The sequence below is a fragment of the Shinella sp. genome (assembly GCF_049651085.1).
Classification (GTDB): Bacteria; Pseudomonadota; Alphaproteobacteria; order Rhizobiales; family Rhizobiaceae; genus Shinella.
The window spans coordinates 163,345-185,515 of record NZ_JBASBL010000021.1 but is presented as its reverse complement, the minus strand read 5'-3'; the positions used below and the strand labels follow the sequence as shown (position 1 = coordinate 185,515).

The window sequence follows — 22,171 nt, the reverse complement described above, 5'->3', positions numbered from 1 at the left end:
TTCTTACAGTTTTCTGGCGGCTTCCAGAACGGCCTGGACATGGCCTTTGACCTTCACTTTCGGCCAGATCTCGGCGATCCTGCCGGTGGCGTCAACGAGCACCGTCGTCCGCTCGACGCCCATATAGGTGCGGCCATACATGCTTTTTTCCTTCCAGACGCCATAGGCTTCCAGCGTCTGGAGGCCTTCGTCCGAGGCGAGCGGCACACCAAGCTCGTGTTTCTGCACGAACTTGTCGTGCTTCTTTACGGGATCCGGCGACAGGCCGATGACGGCGACGCCGGCCGCCTCGAAGTCGGGTCTGGCGGCGGTGAAATCCTTCGCTTCCGTCGTGCAGCCCTGCGTGTCATCCTTGGGATAGAAGAAGAGGACGACGGGCCGGCCGCGGAATTGGGACAGCGAAATGCTGCCGCCGCCATCGCGCGGAAGGGTGAAATCCGGAGCTTCGACGCCCGGGGCCAGTTCTGCCATGGGATTTCCTTTCTTTGGCCGGCTTTTTGAGTCAGGGAGACGGCCTCCCGCATATATAGTGACAGGCAGAATCGTCCAGCACCGATCGGACGAGGCGAAGCCAATACGCGAAATGACGCAGCGGCAGGTGAAAGGAAACGATCGCGAGATGGGAGTTATCCGCGGCGAGAAAGTCGTGTTCCGCAAGCAGGACATCGTTCCGCTGCACGAATTGCCGTCCGCGCAGGCGCACGAACCCATCGTCCTGCACGCGGTCGAGGCGAGCCGCACGGGTATCCTCTGCCGCATCGCCGCCGCCGCCGTCGCGCTCGTCCTCTTTCTCGGAGCCCTCGTCATCGGCCTTGTCGAGACCGGGCTTTTCGACAGCACGCTCAATGCGCGCGCGGTCACCGCACTCAATCAGGCGCTCGGGCCGCGCTATCGCGCGTCGGTCGACCATACGGTCCTGCGCCTCGCCGGTTTCAGTGGCTTTGCCCTCAAGGCGGAAGATGCGCGGATCATCGATGTCGATTCGGGCAAGGAACTGGCGACGACGGCGTCCGTCGGCATCGTGCTCGATCCTTTTGCGCTTGTTTCCGGCCAGATCGCCGTTTCGCGGCTCGATGTGGATGGCGTCATGTTCAATGCGGCGCTGCTGCCCAAGAGCAAGCCGCTCGATCTTGCGGCGCTGCGCATCTCCGATGTGCCGGATTATCTGGAAACCACCTTCGAACGGCTTGACGGCATCAATCGCCTGATCGACGCCAACGGCATGCAGACGGTCAGCATTTCCGATCTCGGCGCGACCTTCGAGGGGCCGAATGGCCGGCCCGTCATACTTTCCGTGACGAGCCTGCAGTTTTCCCGCGACGATGAGGGCACCATATCGATCAGCGGCGGCTTCTTGCTCGATGGCAAGGAGGGCGAGATCGACCTGACGGCCAGGAGCGGCGAGGGAAGCGTCCACACGTTGGACGGCGCGATCCGCAACATTGCGCTTGGCGATTTTCTTCTCAGTCATGCGCCTGACGGTGCCGTCCACGCCGGACTGGACTCGACCGTGAACGTTTCCGTCGGTGCGCAGCGCGAGGCGGAGGGGAGAAAGCCGAAGCTGGTTGTCGACGTCAACCTTGCGGCAGGCGCGATCTATGGTGATGGCATCGCCGCGGAGCTTCGCCCGTCCTCTGTGAGGGCGAGCTACAATTTCGCCAAGGGATCCATCGAGCTTGCCTCTTCGGATGCCAGCGTCGGCCAATCGCTTTTTCCGTTCACCGGGGGGCTTATCGACCTCGACCGGGTTTCCGACAAGGCGGACAAGGGGTTCGCCATCGATCTCGTCTTCAGCAATGCCATCAGCCGTCCCGTCGATTCCGGCGAGGCGCCGATCCGCTTCGATGCCAAGGCCAAGGGCTACTATCTGCCGACGGCAAAGAAGCTGCTGTTCGAGGAAATGGCCGTATCGAGCGAGAAGGGAAACGTCGCCGGCTCGCTCGCCATGCGTTTCAGCGACCTTGAGCCGGAGGTGAGCTTCGTCATGCTCGCCAGCGAGCTGCAATCGGTGGCGGTCAAGCAGTTCTGGCCTTTCTGGATGGGCAAGACGGCGCGCAAGTGGGTGATCGGGAACATCTTCGGCGGCACCGTCACCAACGGCCGTATCGAGTTCTACCTTGCAGAAGGCCGCGAGCGCGAACCGGGCGTGCCGATGCATCTGAATGCGGACGAACTCAAGATCGACTTCGATATCGAGGGCGCACGCATGAATGTCACGGGCGAAATCCCGCCGTTGCGCGATACGTCCGGAACATTCCGCCTGCGTGGCCAGCGCGCGGAGATCGGCATTTCCGGCGGCACGGCGTATTTCCCGTCCGGCCGGACAGTAGCGCTCACCGGCGGCACCTTCGTGCTGCCCGACAACTATACAAAGCCGCTGATGGCGGACATGGATATCGACGTTTCGGGAAATGCCGATGCGATTGCCGAACTCGTGACCTATCGCCCGATCCGGGCTCTCCCTGCGACAGGGTTCAAGCCAGAGGATTTCACCGGGCAGGTGAAGGCCAAGGTGAAGGCGCATTTCGGCGTCATTTCGGCGCACAATCCACCGCCCGCGCAATGGACCGCGGCTCTCACCCTTGATGATGTGGACGTGCACAAGCCGATTGCCGGCCGCAAGGTGACAGGGCTGCATGGGTTGCTGGCGATCGACCCTGCGATGGCCGACCTCGACGCCAAGGCCGATATCGATGGCGTCACGCTCGATCTGGAACTGGTGCAGCCGGTCGAGAAGACGGGGACCGTAAAGCGCAAGACGGTGCTTTCCGGCACGCTCGGCAACAGGGATCGCGCCAAGCTGCTGCCGGGCTTCGAGAATGTGATCGAAGGCGAGATCGCCGTCCGGCTCGAGCAGGAGGGCGACGGGCCGCAAAGCGTCGAGGCCGACCTAACCGGTGCGGCGGTGTCCGTTCCATGGATAGGCTGGACAAAGGGTGCGGGTATCAACGGCAAGGTCTCGCTGACGGCTGATACCAGGGACGGCGCCACCAGGGTTTCCGATTTCCGTTTCGTTGGCGATGGTTTCAGCGCGTCGGGTGATCTTGTCTTCCGTGGCCGCGCCCTCGAAACGGCGAATTTCTCGTCGATCAAGCTTTCGGCGGACGATCGGTTCCGGATGAAGGTCGAGCGGGGCAAGTCGGGCTATTCGGTGGTGGCCAATGGCGAGGTGGCGGACGTGCGCGCCGTGCTCGCCCGGCTGAAGAACACGACGGGCGGCAGCGGCGGCGGCGGGATTCAGGGCGCCACGGTGCAGGCCAACCTGGCGCGCGCTGTCGGCTTCAATGGCGAAAGTCTTTCCAATGTGAACTTCCGCTACACGACGACCGGCAGCCGCATCTCGGCGCTCGATCTTTCCGCCGTGACCGCAAGCGGCGCGCCCCTGGTTGCGCAGATGGCCAAGGACGTCATCCAGTTGACCAGCGGCGATGCTGGGGCTGTCGCGCGCTTCGCCGACATCTACCGCCATATGAGCGGCGGCCTCCTGAATGTGCGCCTGCGCGAAACGGCAAACAGCGGCTGGCTCGGCTCCGTCGATGTACGCAATTTTGCGCTGGTCGGCGAGGAGCGGTTGCGCTCGCTGGTTTCCACGCCAGCCGGCGATGGCGGACGAAGCCTCAACGACGCCGTTCGCCGCGAGATCGATGTCAGCGCCGTCAAATTTTCCCGCGGTTTTGCGCAGCTGCGCGCGGGCGGCGGGGCACTCAGCCTTGCCAATGGCGTTGTGCGTGGCGAAGCGGTGGGGGCGACCTTCCAGGGCACCGTGCGCGATGCCAACGGCCAGACCGACATGACCGGCACCTTCATGCCGGCCTATGGCCTCAATCGGCTCTTTGCCGAACTGCCACTGATCGGCATCCTTCTCGGCAACGGCAACGATCGCGGCCTGATCGGCATTACCTTCAAGCTTTCCGGCGCCTTCGATAAGCCGAAGCTCACCATCAATCCGCTATCGATCATCGCGCCCGGCGTCTTCCGCAACATCTTCGAGTTCCAATGAAAAAGGCCGCCCGAAGGCGGCCTTGATCGACGTTCCCTCTTGCCGGTCTTCAGACAGGCCGCACGAGGATGTGCTTCTTCTTGCCGAGCGAGAGCTTGATGACGCTATCGGCAGAAACGTCTGCCGTGCTTATCAGGCGGCGCTCGTCCGAGATGGCGACGTCGTTGATGCGCACGGCGCCGCCCTGCACGTGGCGACGGGCTTCGCCGTTGGAGGCGGCAAGGCCGGCCTTGACGACGAGCGTCAGCAGGCCGATGCCGGCTTCCAGTTCGCTCGCGGCAATGTCCACCGATGGCAGGTTCTCTGCGATTGCGCCTTCCTCGAAGGTCTTGCGGGCGGTTTCCGCTGCCTGGTCTGCCGCGTCGCGGCCATGCAGCATCGCGGTCACTTCCGTCGCGAGGATCTTCTTCACCTCGTTGATCTCGGCGCCGCCGAGTGCCGCAAGGCGGGCGATCTCATCCATCGGCAGTGTCGTGTAGAGCTTCAGGAAGCGCGCCACGTCCGCATCCTCGGTGTTGCGCCAGTACTGCCAGAAATCGTAGGCCGACAGCATTTCCGGGTTGAGCCACACCGCGCCCGACAGCGACTTGCCCATCTTGGCGCCCGATGCAGTGGTCAGCAGCGGCGAGGTCAGCGCGTAAAGCTGCGGCGTGCCCATGCGGTGGCCGAGGTCGATGCCGTTGATGATGTTGCCCCACTGGTCGGAGCCCCCCATTTGCAGGCGCACGTCATAGCGCTTGTTCAGCTCGACGAAATCGTAGGCCTGCAGGATCATGTAGTTGAATTCGAGGAAGGACAGCGACTGCTCGCGATCAAGACGCGTCTTCACGCTGTCGAAGGAGAGCATGCGGTTGACCGAGAAATGCCGGCCGACATCGCGCAGGAATTCCAGGTAGTTGATGCCGAGCAGCCAGTCGGCGTTGTTGATCATCAGCGCGTCCTTCGCGCCTTCGCCGTAGGACAGGTAGTTGGAGAAGACCTTCTTGATACCGGCGATGTTGCTGGTGATGGTGTCGGGCGTCATCAGCTGGCGTGCGTCGTCCTTGAAGGACGGATCGCCGACCATGCCGGTGCCGCCACCCATCAGCGAGACCGGCCGGTGGCCGGTCTTCTGGAACCAGTGCAGCATCATGATCTGGATGAGACCCCCGGCATGCAGGCTCGGCGCCGTCGGGTCGAAGCCGATATAGGCCGTCACGGTTTCCTTGGCCAGAAGGTCGTCTAGGCCGGTTTCATCGGAGATCTGGTGGATGAAGCCGCGCTCTTTCAGCGTGCGAAGGAAATCGGATTTGAATTCGGACATGGCCTGTCTCTCTGGTGGAATCGTTCTTGGTTGGGAAGATTTTCCCGCGGACGCCGGGCGTTTAGCACCGTTTGCGCGCATAATCACTCCTAAAGTGATTCTGGAGTTGGTGGATGACGGGTGTCCTTACGGCGATCGGCCTGATGAGCGGAACGAGCCTCGACGGTATCGATGTCGCGCTGGTGCGCACGGATGGCGAAACCGTCGTGGAGCGCGGCCCATCGATGGGGTGCTCCTACGACGCCGCGTTTCGCCGCCGCCTTCAGGGGGCCCTGGAAACCGCCAAGGCAATAAACGAGCGCAACGAGCGTCCGGGGGATCTTGCGGATATCGAGCGGGAACTGACACTGCGTCACGCGCAGGCCGTGCGTGCCTTACTTTCCGAAAACAGCCTGGAACCGTCACAGATCGACATCGTTGGCTTCCATGGCCAGACGGTGCTGCACCGCCCGAACCTTCGCCTGACGGTGCAGCTCGGCGACGGCGGGTTGCTGGCGCGTGAGACGGGGATCGACGTGGTCCACGACATGCGGGCGAACGACATGGTGCATGGCGGGCAGGGCGCGCCGCTCATTCCCGTCTATCATGCGGCACTGGCCGCCGGCCTGCCGCGCGCGAAGGGCAGGGCCGTGGTCTTCGTCAATATCGGCGGCATTTCCAACCTCACCTTCATCGGCAGCGGCGGTGACATCGTCGCCTTTGACAGCGGGCCGGGCAATACGCTGATCGACCAATGGGTGGAGGCCCATGCCGGCATTCCCTTCGATCAGGGTGGCATGATCGCCTCGGAAGGTAGCGTCGATCCGGACCTTGCCGACCGCTATCTCAGCCACGCCTTCTTCACCGATCCGGTCCGCCGTTCGCTCGACCGCAACGATTTCCAGCCGCCGGAGGGCGCGGCGGCAAGCCTGGAAGACGGCGCGCGCACGCTGGCGCATGTCACGGCGGCGGCGATCCTGCGTTCCGCCCGTCACCTGCCCGAACGGCCAAGCCTCTATGTCGTGTGCGGCGGCGGACGGCTCAACCGGATCATCATGGGCGATCTGGCAGCGCTTGCAGAGGTGGAGGGAGCCGAGGTCGTTGCGGCCGAGGCGCTTGACCTCAATGGTGACAGCATGGAAGCGGAGGCCTGGGCCTATCTCGCCGTGCGTTCGCTGCGGGGCCTTGCGCTCACCTTCCCCGGAACGACCGGCGTAACGTCGCCCGTCACCGGAGGCGTTTTGCGGAAAGCTGCCCTCGGCGATTAACGCTTTTTTCGCGGTGGTTCTATAGCATCCCCCTCGATCGTTCCGGGCGTATCTGCGCGAGACGATCGAAGTGTCTTGCGTAGGGTGGCCAATGAGTGGCGCAGGCTTCCTGCTGACGGTGAACTTCTTCATCGCGCAGTGTTTTTGCATGTTTTTCCTGGCGGTCTCCGCCAGAAGCCGCAATCGCGCGGCCGCCCGCTGGTTCGCCGGATGTTTCGCAGTGGCCTCGCTGTCGGCGATTTTCGAGCTGTTCGTCGCCTATGTCTACCCGCCGAAACTCTGGGCGATCCTCGCCTTCGCCTCGATGCTCGGCGGCATGTTCATGCTGCGCATCGGCATTGGGCAACTCTACGGCCTGAAGACCAATCGCACGCTGCTCGCCGCTGTCTTCTGCGCCTTCGTGGCTCTCGACTACATGATCTACGATCTGCCGCGCGGCACGCTGCAACATGCGCTGCCCTACCAGATGCCCTTTGCCGTCGCGCTGGGCATGAGCGCCTGGGCGGCCTATCGGGCGCGGGTGACATCCTTCGTCGACCGGGCGCTTGTCGTGCTGCTCGCCGTGACCAGTGCGCATTTCATGGTGAAGGCGTTCGCGGCCGTGTTCGCAGGCTCGGGCAATACGGCGAAGGATTATATCGCCAGCCAGTTCGCGCTCGTTTCGCAGAGCATGGGCGCGGTGCTGATCGTCACCGTCGGCCTCATGCTGCTGTGCGTCCTGGTGCTGGAGATCGTTGCGGATGAGAAGGTCAATTCGGAGGTCGATCCGCTGTCCGGCCTGCTCAACCGCCGCGGCTTCGACAACCGTGTCGATGCACTGATGGCCGGCAAGGGGCCGCACAGCATCGTGCTCTGCGATCTCGATCACTTCAAATCCGTCAACGATACCTATGGCCATCAGGGCGGTGACGCCGCCATTCGCGCTTTCGGGGAAATGTTGCAGGCCGCTGCACCGCACGGGGCGCTCGTCGCCCGCATCGGCGGGGAGGAGTTCATGCTGTTCCTGCCCTTTGCCGGCAAGGATGCGGCCATGCTGTTTGCCCATGCGCTGCGCGCGACGCGGTCGGTTTCGCCCATTCCCGGCCTGCCGCCGACCGCACGGGTCACCGCGAGTTTCGGCGTTACCGAGATCGGCCAGAGCGAGCCGCTGCGGTTTGCCATGCGTCGCGCCGATGATGCCCTCTACGCTGCCAAAAATGCCGGCCGTGACTGCGTGCGCGAGGCCGAGCCGCCAGCCGTTGTGCTCGAAGTGGTCAAGCGGGCGAACTGAGGGCAGGCAACGGGCCTCGCCCTTGGCAGGGCAAACAAATCTGTGCATCACTGATAACACATGATTCGCGGTGATTTAGTTCGCTGTCGAACTCGCCTAGGGTTTTCGGGATGTCCGGTACGCCTCTTGCGGCAGGCCCAGGACGCCGCAGAGAACGGGGATAGAAATGGCTCAGCCAAATGTAGCGCGTGAACCGTCCATGGATGAGATCCTGGCGTCCATTCGCAAGATCATCGAGAACAACGAAGCCCAGCCGGATTTTGCCGCCGATGCGCAGGAGGACGATGGCTTCGACATCTCGACGGAAAGCGACGCGAACCTGCTCGACCATCCCTCCGTGCTGGAGCAGTTCCACGCCGAAGAATATCGTTCAGTCGCTGTCCAGCCGCTGCCGCGCGCCGAGCCGGCGCAGGCCGCCCAGCCGGCCATGTCGCTGGCCGATGTCGCTGCGCGCGTTCGCGCCGCTTCGGATCGTCATATTGCCGCGAACCGCGAATCCCTTGAGCGCGCGCCGGTCGCAGTCGAACCGGTGCAGCGCGAAGAGAGCCCGCTGGTGACGACGCGCATGGCCGCGAATGCCGGCCGCTCCGAGCCGGTGGAAAAGATCGAGCCGGCCGCCGAGCCGGTTGAAATCGCCGAGCCCGTCGCGGTTGCGGAAGCTCCCGCCGCCGGGCCGCTGGTGGCGGGCCGCGATATCGCCGCGCTCGTTTCGCCGGCCGTGAGCGAGCGCGTCGCCCAGTCCTTCGGTGCGCTCGCCGAGGCCATGGATGCCGGCCCGCGCCGCTCCTTCGACGAGATCGCCGAGGAGATGCTGCGCCCGATGCTGCAGGATTGGCTCGAGGATAACCTGCCGACGCTCGTCGAGCGGCTGGTGCGCGAAGAGATCGAACGGGTGGCGCGCGGCCCGCGCCGCTGACCGCCGCCGTCATTCTTTCGTGAAGAGATGATTTGAGCCGCGCCGGCCCCCCGGTGCGGCTTTTCTCTGATATTGTTGACTCCAGGCCGGCCATCCGGTTTACAAAACCCACCGACAAACAGCAGGCCACGCACGAAAATGCTTGAAAAAACCTATGATTCCGCAGCGGTCGAGCCGCGCATCGCCAAGACGTGGGAAGACGCGGACGCATTCCGCGCAGGCGAGGGCGCAAAGCCCGGCGCCGAGACCTTCACCATCGTGATCCCGCCGCCGAACGTGACGGGTTCGCTGCATATGGGCCATGCGCTCAACAACACGCTGCAGGACATCATGGTCCGCTTCGAGCGCATGCGCGGCAAGGACGTGCTGTGGCAGCCGGGCATGGACCATGCCGGCATCGCGACCCAGATGGTTGTCGAGCGCAAGCTTGCTGCCGAAAAGCTTCCCGGCCGGCGCGAGATGGGCCGCGAGGCCTTCGTCGAGAAGGTTTGGGAGTGGAAGGCGGAATCGGGTGGCCTCATCTTCAACCAGCTGAAGCGCCTCGGTGCGTCCTGCGACTGGTCGCGTGAGCGCTTCACCATGGACGAGGGCCTTTCCGAGGCCGTTCTGGAAGTCTTCGTCTCGCTTTACAAGGAAGGCCTGATCTACAAGGACAAGCGTCTCGTCAACTGGGACCCGAAGCTCCTGACGGCGATCTCCGACCTTGAAGTCGAGCAGATCGAGGTCAACGGCAATCTGTGGCACCTGCGCTATCCGCTGGAGCCGGGTGTCACCTACCAGCATCCTGTCGCCTTCGACGAGGACGGCAAGCCGACGGAATTCGAAACGCGCGACTATCTCGTCGTCGCGACGACCCGTCCGGAAACCATGCTTGGCGATACCGGCATCGCGGTCAGCCCGGAAGACGAGCGCTACAAGTCCATCGTCGGCAAGCATGTCATCCTGCCGATCGTCGGCCGCAGGATTCCGATCGTCGCGGACGAGTATCCGGATCCGACCGCCGGTACCGGTGCCGTCAAGATGACGCCCGCGCACGACTTCAACGACTTCGAGGTCGGCAAGCGGCGCCACCTGCGCCAGGTCAACGTGCTGACGATCGACGGCAAGATCACGATCAAGGAGAACGAGGACTTCCTCGAAGGCCTCGATCATCCCGCCGCGCTGCATGGCGCCTGGGACGAGCTCGAAGGCAAGGATCGCTTCGAGGCGCGCAAGATCATTGTCAATATCTTCGAGGAAGCCGGCCTGCTCGACAAGATCGAGCCGCACAAGCACACGGTGCCGCATGGCGACCGCGGCGGTGTGCCGATCGAGCCGCGCCTGACCGAGCAGTGGTATGTCGACGCCAAGACGCTCGCCCAGCCGGCGATCGCCTCGGTTCGCGAAGGCCGTACCAAGTTCGTCCCGAAGAACTGGGAAAAGACCTATTTCGAGTGGATGGAAAACATCCAGCCGTGGTGCGTCTCGCGCCAGCTCTGGTGGGGCCACCAGATTCCGGCCTGGTACGGTCCGGATGGTCAGGTCTTTGTCGAGAAGACCGAGGAAGAGGCGCTGCACGCCGCCATCCAGCACTACATCGCCCATGAAGGCCCCTGGAAGGCCTGGGTCGAGGAGAAGCTGGAGAACTTTGCGCCGGGCGAAATCCTGACGCGCGACGAAGACGTGCTCGACACCTGGTTCTCTTCCGCGCTCTGGCCGTTCTCGACGCTCGGCTGGCCGGAACAGACGAAGGAGCTGGAAAAATACTACCAGACCGACGTGCTGGTCACCGGTTTCGACATCATCTTCTTCTGGGTCGCCCGCATGATGATGATGGGCCTGCATCTCATGAAGGATGAGGCCGGGAACCCGATCGAGCCGTTCCACACCGTCTATGTCCACGCGCTGGTGCGCGACAAGAACGGGCAGAAGATGTCGAAGTCGAAGGGCAACGTCATCGATCCGCTCGAACTGATCGACGAATACGGTGCGGACGCGCTGCGCTTCACGCTGGCCATCATGGCCGCGCAGGGCCGCGACGTGAAACTCGACCCGGCCCGTATCGCAGGCTACCGCAATTTCGGCACCAAGCTTTGGAACGCCACGCGCTTTGCCGAGATGAACGGCGTCAAGAGCGATCCGAAATTCGTGCCCGAAACGGCGTCGCTGACGATCAACCGCTGGATCCTGACGGAACTTGCCCGCACGGCGCGCGATGTGACCGAGGCGATCGAGACCTACCGCTTCAACGATGCGGCCGGTACGCTCTACCGCTTCGTCTGGAACCAGTTCTGCGACTGGTATCTGGAGCTGCTGAAGCCTGTCTTCATCGGCGAGGACGAAGCCGCCAAGGCGGAATCGCAGGCCTGCGCCGCCTATGTTCTGGAGGAGATCTACAAGCTCCTGCATCCGTTCATGCCCTTCATGACGGAAGAGCTCTGGGCGCATACGGCCGGTGAAGGCAAGACGCGCGACCGGCTGGTCTGCCATGCCGAATGGCCGTCGCCGGCCTATGCCGACGATGCGGCGGCCGATGAGATCAACTGGCTGATCGATCTGGTTTCGGGCATCCGCTCGGTACGCTCCGAGATGTACGTGCCGCCGAGTGCGACGGCACCGCTCGTCATGGTCGGCGCCAATGCCCTGACGCAGGGGCGGCTTTCGACGCACGATTCGGCCATTCGCCGTCTCGCCCGCGTTGAAAATGTCCGTCTCGAGGCTTCGGCTCCCAAGGGTGCGGCGCAGATCATCATCGGCGAGGCGACCGCCTGCCTGCCGCTCGGCAACCTGATCGATCTTTCGGCCGAGAAGGCCCGCCTCGAAAAGGCGATCGACAAGGCGAAGGCGGAGGCCTCGCGCATCGAGGGCAAGCTGTCGAACGAAAAGTTCGTCGCCAATGCCAAGCCCGAGGTCGTCGAGGCCGAGCGCGAGCGCATGGCGGAGCTGGACCAGCAGCTTGCAAGCCTTTCCGTGGCGCTTGCCCGGGTCAGCGAAGCCGGTTGATTCCCGGATATCGCCTTTGAATGCCATGAAAACCGCGCCGGAAGCCCCGGCGCGGTTTTCATTCGTCGGGCGGTTTGCAAAACTTTGGCTGTGTTCAAAAAGTGACACCGGGTTTCTGCGATGGAAAATTCATCGCGTTTCTGCTGGGAATTTCGCGATCTTGAGAATTTTGTTTCCTTTGGCTGATTTGCTGAGGGACTTCAAAAAAATGTTACGTAATTAAATGATCGCTAAGGTGAATTTCCGGCAAAAAGTCGGGTTTGCCAAGCTGTTGCTACTCTTCGATAGTCGCTTTCGGAGATGCGCGGCGACGGAGGCAGCTGTCGGCCGCGGGAGATACTCGCAGGGGAGGATTGCATGCATAGAAAAAACATCGGCATCGGCGCTGCAACGGCGGTAGCGCTTCTTTCGGCGACGACCGCGCAAGCGGGCGGCCTTGAGCGCAGCGGCTACAATATCGATCTGCTGTTCGACCCTTCGGGATATGCCATTGAATCGACGGCCACCTACGTCAATCCGCAGCGCGACTTGAACAATGTCCGGGACAATCCGGCAGACGGCGGCGACATTAGCGCTCGCCCGAGCAATGGTATTCGTGCAACCGAAGGTTACTGGGTCCCGCGAATTGGCTTTAAGGCCTCGGTCGGTAACGCGATAGATTGTATGGCCGACTACTCCGAGCCTTGGGGCGCGCATCTTAATCAGGGCTCCAACTGGGCGGGCGCAAGCGAGAACATCGAAACGAAGATTGATAGCCGGAACTATGCGGCTACCTGCTCTTATTCCTTCGATGTCGGGGCGGGCCAGTTGCGCATTATTGGCGGTGGCTTCTATCAGGAAATTTCCGGCTTCCAGGAACGGCTGGTGAGCGCTATTCCCGCGGGCTTGCCGTTTAATGGTATTGGCCGCCTGGATCTAGAGGGTAACGGCTGGGGCTGGCGTGCTGGCGTGGGCTATGAAATCGAGGAATACGCATTACGCACGAGTCTCGTATACAATAGCGCCGTGGATCTGGACGATATCACAGGCACGCTGGACCTGAGGCAAATTCCTGGAAGAGGAATCATTCCGGTCTTTGGTTCCGCCAGCATGCCGGATTCCCTTGAATTCAAGTTCCAGACTGGTGTGGCCCCGGGGTGGCTGATCTTCGGTGGTGTTAAGTGGACCGATTGGAGCCAGTTGCAGAGCCTGTCGTTCTGCCCGGAGTTCACTCGGGGAATTGCGTGTAGTGCGCGCACGCAAGCGACATCGCTTGATCTGCTCTACCGTGACGGCTGGACGATCTCCGGCGGCGTCGGACACAAGTTCAACGAACAGTGGAGCGGTGCGCTTAGCCTGGCCTGGGACCGTGGCGTAACCACCGGCATCGGGACCCATTCGGATACCTGGACGCTCGGCGCCGGTGTCTCCTATGCGCCGACCGAAAACATCGAGTTCCGCGTCGGCGGTGCCCTCGGCCTGCTGACGAGCGGTTCGTCTGGGGAGGTGACTAGGGATGGCCAGACTTTCGGCCAGCGCGCGACCTACGATTTCGACACCGATCTCGTGAGCGCAATTTCGACGTCGCTTAAAGTCAAGTTCTGACCGGCGGACCACTTTAAGGTCAGAATCAGGCCCGGCGTCATCGCCGGGCCTTTTTCTTGGTTAACGTTTCCTTTCCTCATGCTGTCTTCGATGGGGAAATCGCAGCGACATCTGAAAATATGTGACGGAAACGCAACACATTATTTTCCAGAGTTTGCTACACCCATAGCGAGGGAACGAGATGTCCATTTCCCGCCACAAACGGGGCGCAGCGATAAGGGCACAGAGACGCGGTGAACCGCGCCCAAGGAAACGATGAGCCAGCCGATGTCATTGCAGCCTGAATATCCGGAAGTTCGTACGCGCCCCGTGCGTTTCCGGTTCGGCACGGCGATGAAGGCCAGGCGCGGATTAGTAGAAGTGATGCAAAAGTCCGAGTTGATGCCGATGAAAGTACTGGTAATGGGCCTTTGTCTTTCGCTGTCCTCCGGGATGGCGTCCCAGGCCTTCGCGTTCGATCCTCAGGCTGGTGTCAGCAAGGAAAGCGGTCCCTTCGACCTCTTCAAGTTCGGTTTCTTTTCCTACAAGGAAGGTCGCAAGCGCGATGCTGTCGAGGCCTACCGCTATGCGGCCGAAAAAGGCCATACGGGCTCGCGCTGGGCGCTGGCCAACATGTATGCCGACGGCGACGGGGTGCCGGAAAACGATCTCGAAGCCTTCAAGATCTACAGCGAAATCGCGCAGGCCGGCGTCGAGCCGGGATCCGAGGATACGGGCTATTTCGCCAATGCGCTGATCGCCCTTGCCAGCTACTATCGCCGCGGAATCCCGGAAAGCCCCGTCAAGATCGATCTCTCGCAGGCCCGCCAGCTCTATTTCCAGGCGGCTTCCGCCTTCGGTATTCCGGAAGCGCAGTTTCAGCTCGGCCGCATGATGCTGACGGGCGAGGGCGGCGGCGCCAGCGTGCACCAGGCCAAGAAGTGGCTGAACCGCGCCCGCAACAACGGCCATGCCGGCGCCATGGGCCTGTTCGGCAACATTCTCTTCCAAGAAGGAGATGCGGCCCGTGGTCTCGCCTTCATGACGGCGGCCCTAGATCATTGCCCGCCGAAGGACTGCGGCTGGCTTCAGGCCACGCAGGAAGAAGCTTTCTCGGTTGCAAGCGAGGAAGAGCGCCGCAGGGGTGTCGCCCTGGCGCAGAGCATCCGCTTCAATCCCAACGAATAAAGAACGAGCAAAACCGCTGACGACGTAGCGCCAGCCGGCTGTCGCGCGAGTGCTTCAGGCTGCGTAGTCGAGCACAGCGACCACCGGAACGTGATCGGACGGCTTTTCCCAGTTGCGCACATGCTTTTCGACGGCCGTCGAGATGAGTCGGTCCGACGCTTCGGCCGACAGCATGAGATGGTCGATGCGGATGCCGTTGTTCTTCGGCCAGCATCCTGCCTGATAGTCCCAGAACGTATAGAGCGGCACCGCGTCGCTCGTCGCGCGCACGGCATCGGTCAGCCCGAGATTTTCGAGCCGTCGGAAGGTCTGGCGGGTCGCCGGCAGGTAGAGCGCATCCTTTTCCCAGACTTTGACGTCCCAGCAGTCGTGCGGCTCGGGAATGACGTTGTAGTCGCCGGCGAGGATCAGCGGCTCCTCGAGCGCCAGCCGGTTCTCGGCAAAGGCGATGAGCCGTTCCATCCAGGACAGCTTGTAGGGATATTTGACCGGATCGTCGGCAGGATTGCCGTTCGGCAGGTAGAGGCAGCAGAAACGGATCACGCCGCCCTCGACGGAGAACACGCCCTCGATGAAGCGCGACTGCTCGTCGGCGTCGTCACCGGGAAGGCCGCGGTTTACTTCGTCGGGCCTGATTTTCGAGAGGAGGGCGACGCCGTTGAAGCCCTTCTGGCCATGCGTCTCGATATGGTAGCCGAGCGCCTCGATCTCGGCGCGCGGAAACCCCTCGTCGATCGTCTTGATTTCCTGCAGCCCGACGATATCGGGGTTGGATTCCTTCAGCCATGCGACCAGACTGTCGATGCGCGCCCGCACGCCGTTGATGTTCCAGGTGGCAATCTTGATCGGCATGCAGGTTTCCGTTTTGTCAGAGCAATTCCAGCAAAAGTGTGTAGCGGCTTTGCGTCCGGAATTGCGGAAAATATTGAATCAGATCGAGAAGCTGGTGCCGCAGCCGCAATTGGCGATGGCGTTCGGGTTGCGTATCTGGAAGGACTGGCCAAGCAGGTTGTCGACGAAGTCGATCTCCGAGCCTTCCATATAGACGAGGGAAAGCTGGTCGATCAGCACCCTGGCATGGTCCTTTTCAAGCACGAGATCGTCGTCCTGCTGGTCCTCGACGAGATCGAACTTGTAGGAAAAACCGGAACAGCCGCCGCCTTCCACGGAAACGCGCAGCGCCTGTTTTTCAGGCGAGGAGCCGAGGATCGAGGCGATGCGCCGTGCGGCTGCGTCGGAAATGGTAACGGACTTGTCAGTCATGTCTGCCTCCTGCCGGGGTCAAGTTCCGGAGAGAATCGCTTTTCTGTGCGGCCGGCGAATGGGCTGCCGAAGGTCCGGGCCGCTGCATGCCCCTTGAGACAAGGTTCTGAAAATGCTTGTCTTTCAGGCGCAGCTTGCGGTCGGACTTGCCGCTATGCACACTATAGGTATGAAGGCATTGAGGCCGCGTCAATGGGCGTGGCGAATGCAGGTGACGAATGACACTGGATAGACATGCGCTGGGTTTCGGCGCGGGACAACGAGCCATCTATGCTTCCGACCCCTGGGCGACGCGCGGGCGGCTCTTTGTGGAGGCGGAGAGCCCGACGCGCTCGGATTTTCAGCGCGACCGCGACCGTATCGTCCACACGACGGCCTTCCGTCGCCTGAAGCACAAGACGCAGGTCTTCATCGCCGCCGACGGCGACCATTATCGCACGCGCCTGACCCATACGATCGAGGTGGCGCAGATCGCCCGTGCACTCGCCCGCGCCCTGAAGCTCGACGAGGATCTCGCCGAGGGCGTCGCTCTGGTGCACGATTTCGGCCATACGCCCTTCGGCCATACGGGCGAGGATGCCTTGCAGGAGGCGCTGGAGCCCTTTGGCGGCTTCGACCACAATGCCCAGTCGCTGCGCATCGTCACCAAGCTGGAGCGGCGCTATGCCGAGTTCGACGGCCTGAACCTGACCTGGGAAAGCCTGGAAGGCCTCGTCAAGCACAACGGCCCCTTGATCGGCCCGACCGGCGAATGCACGCATGGAAGCGAAGTGCCCCGGCCGATCCTCGAATATTGCGCCGTGCATGACCTCGAAATCGGCAGCTTCGCGAGCCTGGAGGCGCAGGTGGCGGCGATTGCCGATGACATCGCCTACAATACTCATGACATCGATGACGGTCTGCGCTCCGGCTACCTGACCTTCGACATGCTGGAGGAGGTGCCGTTTCTTGCGCGGCTCATGCGCGAGGTGCGCGATCGCTATCCGGGCCTCGAGGACACGCGCTTCACCCACGAGATAATGCGCCGCCAGATCACGGCCATGGTCGAGGACGTGATCGGCTATGCCCAGCAGGCGATCCGCGATGAGCGGCCGGAAAGCGCCGACGACGTGCGCAAGGCCCACCGCTGCCTTGCGACCTTTTCCGAGCAGATGTCGGTGACGGACAAGGAGATCAAGAAACTGCTGTTCTCCCGCATCTACCGGCACCCGGAGGTCATGCGGGTGCGCACCAACGCCGCGTCCATCCTGACGGACCTCTATCACGCCTATATGGACGACCCGCAGCTGATGCGGGGGCACTATTGGGTCGACCGCATCGCGACCATGCCGGAATCGGCTCGCGCCCGCCATGTCGGCGACTATCTGGCGGGAATGACCGACAACTACGCGATCGACACGCATCGCCGGCTGTTTGACCATACCCCTGAATTGCGATAGTCAGCCGCCGACCCGAACTTCTTCGCAAGAATTGCGTATAACGTCTAGGACGGGCAGCCGCACGCGGATGGAACAGATGAACCTTTTTACAGATTTCGACAGCAGAATCAAAAACGTACTCGAAGGACTTGAGATTGTTCGTGAGAAGCGCGACGAACTCGATTTCGCCCGCGTCAGCGTCGAGCCGCCGCGTGATGCGAGCCATGGCGACGTTGCGACCAATGCGGCGATGGTTCTCGCCAAGCCGCTTGGCCTCAATCCGCGTGCGCTTGCCGATCTCATTGTCGCCGAGCTGAAGAACGACCCGGAAGTCGCGGATGTCAGCGTCGCCGGTCCCGGTTTCATCAATGTGCGCCTCTCCGTCGCCTACTGGCAGAAGCTGCTTGCCGCCGTCGTGACGGCAGGGACGGATTATGGCCGCGGCTCGCTCGGCGTCGGCCGCAAGGTCAACGTGGAGTATGTTTCCGCCAACCCGACAGGCCCGATGCATGTCGGGCATTGCCGTGGCGCGGTGGTGGGCGATGCGCTCGCAAACCTGCTCGCCTTCGCCGGCTATGCGGTGACCAAGGAATATTACATCAACGACGCCGGCTCGCAGATCGACGTCCTGGCCCGGTCCGCGTTCCTGCGCTACCGCGAGGCGCTGGGCGAGACGATCGGCGAAATCCCGTCGGGCCTCTATCCGGGCGACTATCTGGTCCCGGTCGGCGAGGCGCTGGCTGCCGAGCACGGCACGACGCTGCGCGCCATGCCGGAGCACCAGTGGATGCCGATCGTCAAGGAGACGACGATCGCCGCGATGATGGCGATGATCCGCGAGGATCTTGCCGCGCTCAACGTCAGGCACGACGTGTTCTTCTCCGAGCGCTCGCTGCATGCCAATAGCGGCGCGCCGATCCGCACCGCGATCAACGACCTGACCTTCAAGGGACATGTATACAAGGGCGTGCTGCCGCCGCCGAAGGGCCAGTTGCCGGAAGACTGGGAAGACCGCGAGCAGACGCTGTTCCGTTCGACGGAAGTCGGCGACGACATCGACCGCCCGCTGATCAAGTCGGATGGCTCCTATACCTATTTTGCGGCTGACGTTGCCTACTTCAAGGACAAGTTCGACCGCGGCTTCGAAGAAATGATCTATGTGCTCGGCGCCGACCATGGCGGTTACGTCAAGCGCCTGGAGGCCGTCGCCCGTGCCGTTTCGGAGGGTAAGGCGAAGCTGACCGTTCTGCTGTGCCAGATGGTCAAGCTGTACCGCCACGGCGAGCCCGTGAAGATGTCGAAGCGCTCCGGCGATTTCGTCACGCTGCGCGACGTCGTCGATGAGGTCGGCCGTGATCCGGTCCGCTTCATGATGCTCTACCGTAAGAATAGCGAGCCGCTCGATTTCGACTTCGCCAAGGTGACGGAGCAGTCCAAGGACAATCCGGTCTTCTACGTGCAATATGCCCATGCACGCTGCATGTCGGTGTTCCGTCAGGCCGGCGAGGCCTTCCCGGACCTCGACATCCAGGCGCAGGATTTTGCGGGCGCTATTGCCGGCAACATCACCGATCCGAGCGAGTTGCAGCTGCTGGCGAAGCTTGCAGAATATCCGCGCGTGATCGAAGGCGCCGCACTGGCGCAGGAGCCTCACCGGATCGCGTTTTACCTCTACGATCTTGCCAGCGCATTCCACGCTCACTGGAATAAAGGTAAAGAGCAGCCGGAATTACGATTTGTTAACGATAAAAATAGAGAATTGACCATCGCCAGACTTGGGCTGGTGCACGCTGTCGCTTCTGTTCTTAAGTCGGGCCTGTCCATTACAGGCACGGCTGCACCGGACGAAATGCGGTAAACGTCACCATTTGCCCACAATAAGCTGGCAAATGCGTTTTTGTAGCTTGTGAGTGGGAAGCAGTATGGCAGACAATAACTTCGCGCGAAGCGGAACCGCTAACACGGGCCCCTTGGCGGATGATGATCCGCTAAGCGAACTTGCTCATCTTGTCAGCTTCGAGCCACGCCCCGTTCAGGGCGTGGACAAGTCCTTTTCCGAGGCCGGCCAGTCGACGCCGCGACACGAAAATCCCGTTCTTGCCCTTGAAGACGAGCTGATGCGCGCCTTCGAGCAGTACGATGCGCCAAGCCGCGCCGCGCCGGTCGTCGCCGACCCGGTGCAGGTGCGCCACGTCGAGCCGGTTTTTGACGAGCCGGCGCCGGTCGTGGAGGACCGCACGTCGTTCATCGACGAGGTGCCGACGCGGAGTGTCTACGCCAGCGAGCCGAGCTACCGCGAGCCGTCTTTCCCGGAAGAGCTGCCCACCGACATTCAGCCCGCTGAAGTCGATCCGGCGTTGCTTCTTGCGGATGAGCTGGAAACGGCCGTCCATGACGTCCCCTCGATCGATGCCGAGCCGACGGTGCATGCAGGCCACCAGTTTGCTGACCGGTTCGAGCCCCGCTTCGAGGAGCCGGTGCGCCATGAACCGGTTGCCGAGCCCCGTTACGTAGAGCCTGTTCAGGCGCAATCCCATCAGCCGGCCTTCCTCGGTCTCCAGCCGCTCGCCGCGGATGACGGCGCGGTCGACGATATCGCTCTCGATCTTGAGCGCGAGCTGGAGCTTTCGATCGGCGATACCTTCGCCGATGATCTCGCCGTCAACGATCCTGCACCCGATGCCGCTTTTGCAGCGCCGCAGCAGGTTGCCGCCGAGCCGGTCTTCGATGGCTGGATGCCCGTTGATTCAGGCGTCGAGCATGCCGAGCCGTTCCGCGCCGAGCGTGCCTATGCCGGCGAAGAGCCGCATTTCGTTGCACAGATGCCGGCCGAGACGCGGGAAGACCGCGCCCGCGCCACGGCGGAAGCCGGAATGCAGTGGCAGGCAGAAGCGGCCGAACCCGTTTTTGAGGCGGAGCCGGTTTATCAGCTCCAGTCCGTCGAACAGGGCCATAGCGACAACGACTCGCTGCTTGCCGAAATCGAGCGTTTCCCCATGCCGGAAAGCCGCTCGCCACTATCCGGCGAGGCCGCAGCAGCGGCAGTGTCGCGCAGCAATACGCCGGCCAATATCGCATCGATTTTCGGTCGCGCGACGCCGACTGTCCATCGCGGACCGGTGGTCGAGAGAACTCTGTCTGCGCCGGTCGATCCGGTGCCCGTCTTCGAAGCCCGCCGCGAGCCGTCTGTCATGCCGACGCCGGTCGCAGCGGCGCCTGAACCCGATCTGGAGAGCCTGGAATTCGACCTGTCCGATATCGGGCTAGACCTTTCCGACTTCTCGCTGAACGAGGAGCCTGTGAAGCAGGAGGTCAGGCCGGCCGAGGTGAAGGTCGAGGCTGCAAGGCCGATCGTGGCGGAGATGCCCGTTCGACGCGAGCCGGCCGTTGCCGTTCCGGTTTCGACCTATACGACGCCGCAGGCCGCCGCCGAGACCAACGACGGCGCGCTGCCCTTCGATCCGTCGCTGATCGCCGAGACCGATGTCGGCGTTTCTGCGGTCACCGAACTCGATGTGCCGCAGCTTCCCGTTATCGAAAAGGAGAAGCCTCCGGTCTACCAGCCCGACTACGATTTCGACCTCGATGCGGAAATGGCGCAGCTCTTCGAGCCGGCTGCCAAGCCACGCGCCGAGGAAGTGCCGGCGAGTGTGGTTGCTGTTGCGGCAGCCGCTGCCGTCGCCCAGCCTGTCGCGCAGATCCACGACGTCGACGACTTCGAGCGGGCGCTTGAAGAAGACTTCCGCCGCTCGCTGAGCCAGCCGGAGCGCACGGCGATCCCGGTCGATCCGGGCCAGGCGAATGCGCTCTATTCCGGCGACGGTTATGACGACGAGACGTCCCGTCCGCGCCGCGGCATGCTGATCGCCGCCTCCATCGCCGGCCTGCTTCTGATCGGCGGCGGCGGTGTCTACGCCTGGTCGTCCTTCACCGGCGGCTCTGCGGGTTCTGATGAGCCGCGCGTCATTCTCGCCGACAAGGAACCGGTCAAGATCGTGCCCGAGGAAAAGGGCGGCAAGACCGTGCCGAACCAGGACAAGGCGGTCTATGACCGCGTGGCTGGTGACACCGGCAACAGGCCGCAGCAAGAACAGCTCGTCACCTCGACGGAAGAGCCGGTCGACGTCGTGCAGCGCACGCTGACGCCGGAAACCCTGCCGTTCGACGGTCCGGAAGACGATACCGCGAGTGCGGCCGATGATGAAAATCGCCTGCTGCCGGGCGTCGACGATCCGCAGGTCGCCGAAGCCGATGGCGGCGGCAAGCCGCTTGTCTCGCCGCGCAAGGTCAAGACCATGATCGTGAAGCCGGACGGCACGCTCGTCGCTCGCGAAGAAACGGTCGTCGAGCCCGCGACGCAAACCGCCGAACTCGACGCCAAGGCGACGGCGACGACGGGGCGCGCCTCCGGCGAAGCGACCGCGAACGCGGCGCTCGACGCGAATGCCTCGCTGCGCGCCGAACAGGCCGCGGCGGAAGGCCAGCCGCGCTCGGCGCTTGCCGAAGTGGCCGATACCCAGGTCGATGATACCGCGCCGGTGCGCACCGTGAAGACGACGACGTTCGGCGCCACGGGCACGGCTTCCGGCGGCGACAATGCGCCGGTTCCGGGTGCTCGCCCGGTAGACCAGCCGGTCAACGTCGTGGGAACCGTCACCGAGAACGGCAATGTCTCGGGTACGCAAACCGCAGCCGCCACCCAGACGGAGGTTGCCGCCGTCGCACCGGGCAGCTACGTCATCCAGATCGCTTCCCTGCCGTCCGAGGCCGAGGCGCAGAAGAGCTACAATTCGCTGTCCTCGAAGTTTTCGAGCGTCATCGGTGGCCGTGGCGTGGATATCAAGAAGGCGGAAATCCCGAACAAGGGTACCTATTTCCGCGTTCGTATCCCGGCCGGCTCGCGCGAAGAGGCGAACTCGCTGTGCACGCGCTACAAGAGCGCCGGCGGCAGCTGCCTCGTCACCCGCTAGGCCGGAGCTGATTTTCCGAAGAGGCGCGGATAGCATCCGCGCCTCTTCGAT

Annotated in this window: 14 protein-coding genes; 10 read left to right on the top strand and 4 right to left on the bottom strand. The window is 62.9% G+C overall.

Annotated features, from left to right (window positions below; all coding sequences use genetic code 11):
* Positions 1–3: 3 nt before the first annotated feature.
* The gene (locus WA950_RS13420) at positions 4–471 is read right to left on the bottom strand and encodes a peroxiredoxin (RefSeq protein ID WP_424552198.1); all 468 of its coding nucleotides are present in this window, start codon (positions 469–471) and stop codon (positions 4–6) included.
* 148 nt (positions 472–619) lie between these two features.
* Between WA950_RS13420 and WA950_RS13415 the strand changes: the two genes are divergently transcribed.
* Positions 620–4,000, top strand: coding sequence for a DUF3971 domain-containing protein (locus WA950_RS13415; RefSeq protein WP_424552197.1), 3,381 nt, complete (start codon positions 620–622; stop codon positions 3,998–4,000).
* Between the two features lie 49 nt (positions 4,001–4,049).
* On the opposite strand, the gene tyrS is transcribed toward WA950_RS13415, so the two are convergent.
* Positions 4,050–5,303: a tyrosine--tRNA ligase gene (gene tyrS / locus WA950_RS13410; RefSeq protein WP_424552196.1), complete on the bottom strand. Its 1,254-nt coding sequence runs from the start codon at positions 5,301–5,303 to the stop codon at positions 4,050–4,052.
* Between the two features lie 113 nt (positions 5,304–5,416).
* Between tyrS and WA950_RS13405 the strand changes: the two genes are divergently transcribed.
* The 6 genes from WA950_RS13405 (at position 5,417) to exoR (ending at position 14,469) form a co-directional block, all read left to right on the top strand.
* Positions 5,417–6,550: an anhydro-N-acetylmuramic acid kinase gene (locus WA950_RS13405; protein ID WP_424552195.1), complete on the top strand. Its 1,134-nt coding sequence runs from the start codon at positions 5,417–5,419 to the stop codon at positions 6,548–6,550.
* 91 nt (positions 6,551–6,641) lie between these two features.
* On the top strand, positions 6,642–7,820 hold the full coding sequence (locus WA950_RS13400; protein ID WP_424552194.1) for a diguanylate cyclase domain-containing protein: 1,179 nt from the start codon (positions 6,642–6,644) through the stop codon (positions 7,818–7,820).
* 166 nt (positions 7,821–7,986) lie between these two features.
* Entirely contained in the window at positions 7,987–8,736 is a 750-nt protein-coding gene (locus WA950_RS13395) for a PopZ family protein (protein WP_424552193.1), read from the top strand.
* A 138-nt stretch (positions 8,737–8,874) separates the two neighbouring features.
* On the top strand, positions 8,875–11,718 hold the full coding sequence (locus WA950_RS13390; RefSeq protein WP_424552192.1) for a valine--tRNA ligase: 2,844 nt from the start codon (positions 8,875–8,877) through the stop codon (positions 11,716–11,718).
* Between the two features lie 357 nt (positions 11,719–12,075).
* Positions 12,076–13,302, top strand: coding sequence for an OmpP1/FadL family transporter (locus WA950_RS13385; protein WP_424552191.1), 1,227 nt, complete (start codon positions 12,076–12,078; stop codon positions 13,300–13,302).
* Between the two features lie 363 nt (positions 13,303–13,665).
* Positions 13,666–14,469, top strand: coding sequence for an exopolysaccharide production regulator ExoR (exoR, locus tag WA950_RS13380; protein WP_424552400.1), 804 nt, complete (start codon positions 13,666–13,668; stop codon positions 14,467–14,469).
* A 54-nt stretch (positions 14,470–14,523) separates the two neighbouring features.
* Here the strand turns inward: exoR and xth are convergent, their stop codons facing one another.
* Positions 14,524–15,315, bottom strand: coding sequence for an exodeoxyribonuclease III (gene xth, locus WA950_RS13375; protein WP_424552399.1), 792 nt, complete (start codon positions 15,313–15,315; stop codon positions 14,524–14,526).
* A gap of 84 nt (positions 15,316–15,399) precedes the next feature.
* Positions 15,400–15,732, bottom strand: a complete 333-nt coding sequence (gene erpA, locus WA950_RS13370) for an iron-sulfur cluster insertion protein ErpA (RefSeq protein WP_424552190.1) — start codon at positions 15,730–15,732, stop codon at positions 15,400–15,402.
* 218 nt (positions 15,733–15,950) lie between these two features.
* Here erpA and WA950_RS13365 point away from each other — a divergent pair, with 218 nt between their 5' ends.
* The 3 genes from WA950_RS13365 to WA950_RS13355 all read left to right on the top strand — a co-directional run bounded on the left by WA950_RS13365 (position 15,951) and on the right by WA950_RS13355 (position 22,120).
* The gene (locus WA950_RS13365; RefSeq protein WP_424552189.1) at positions 15,951–17,171 is read left to right on the top strand and encodes a deoxyguanosinetriphosphate triphosphohydrolase; all 1,221 of its coding nucleotides are present in this window, start codon (positions 15,951–15,953) and stop codon (positions 17,169–17,171) included.
* A 76-nt stretch (positions 17,172–17,247) separates the two neighbouring features.
* Positions 17,248–19,008, top strand: coding sequence for an arginine--tRNA ligase (argS, locus tag WA950_RS13360; protein ID WP_424552188.1), 1,761 nt, complete (start codon positions 17,248–17,250; stop codon positions 19,006–19,008).
* A gap of 112 nt (positions 19,009–19,120) precedes the next feature.
* On the top strand, positions 19,121–22,120 hold the full coding sequence (locus WA950_RS13355) for an SPOR domain-containing protein (protein ID WP_424552187.1): 3,000 nt from the start codon (positions 19,121–19,123) through the stop codon (positions 22,118–22,120).
* The last annotated feature ends 51 nt before the right edge of the window (positions 22,121–22,171 follow it).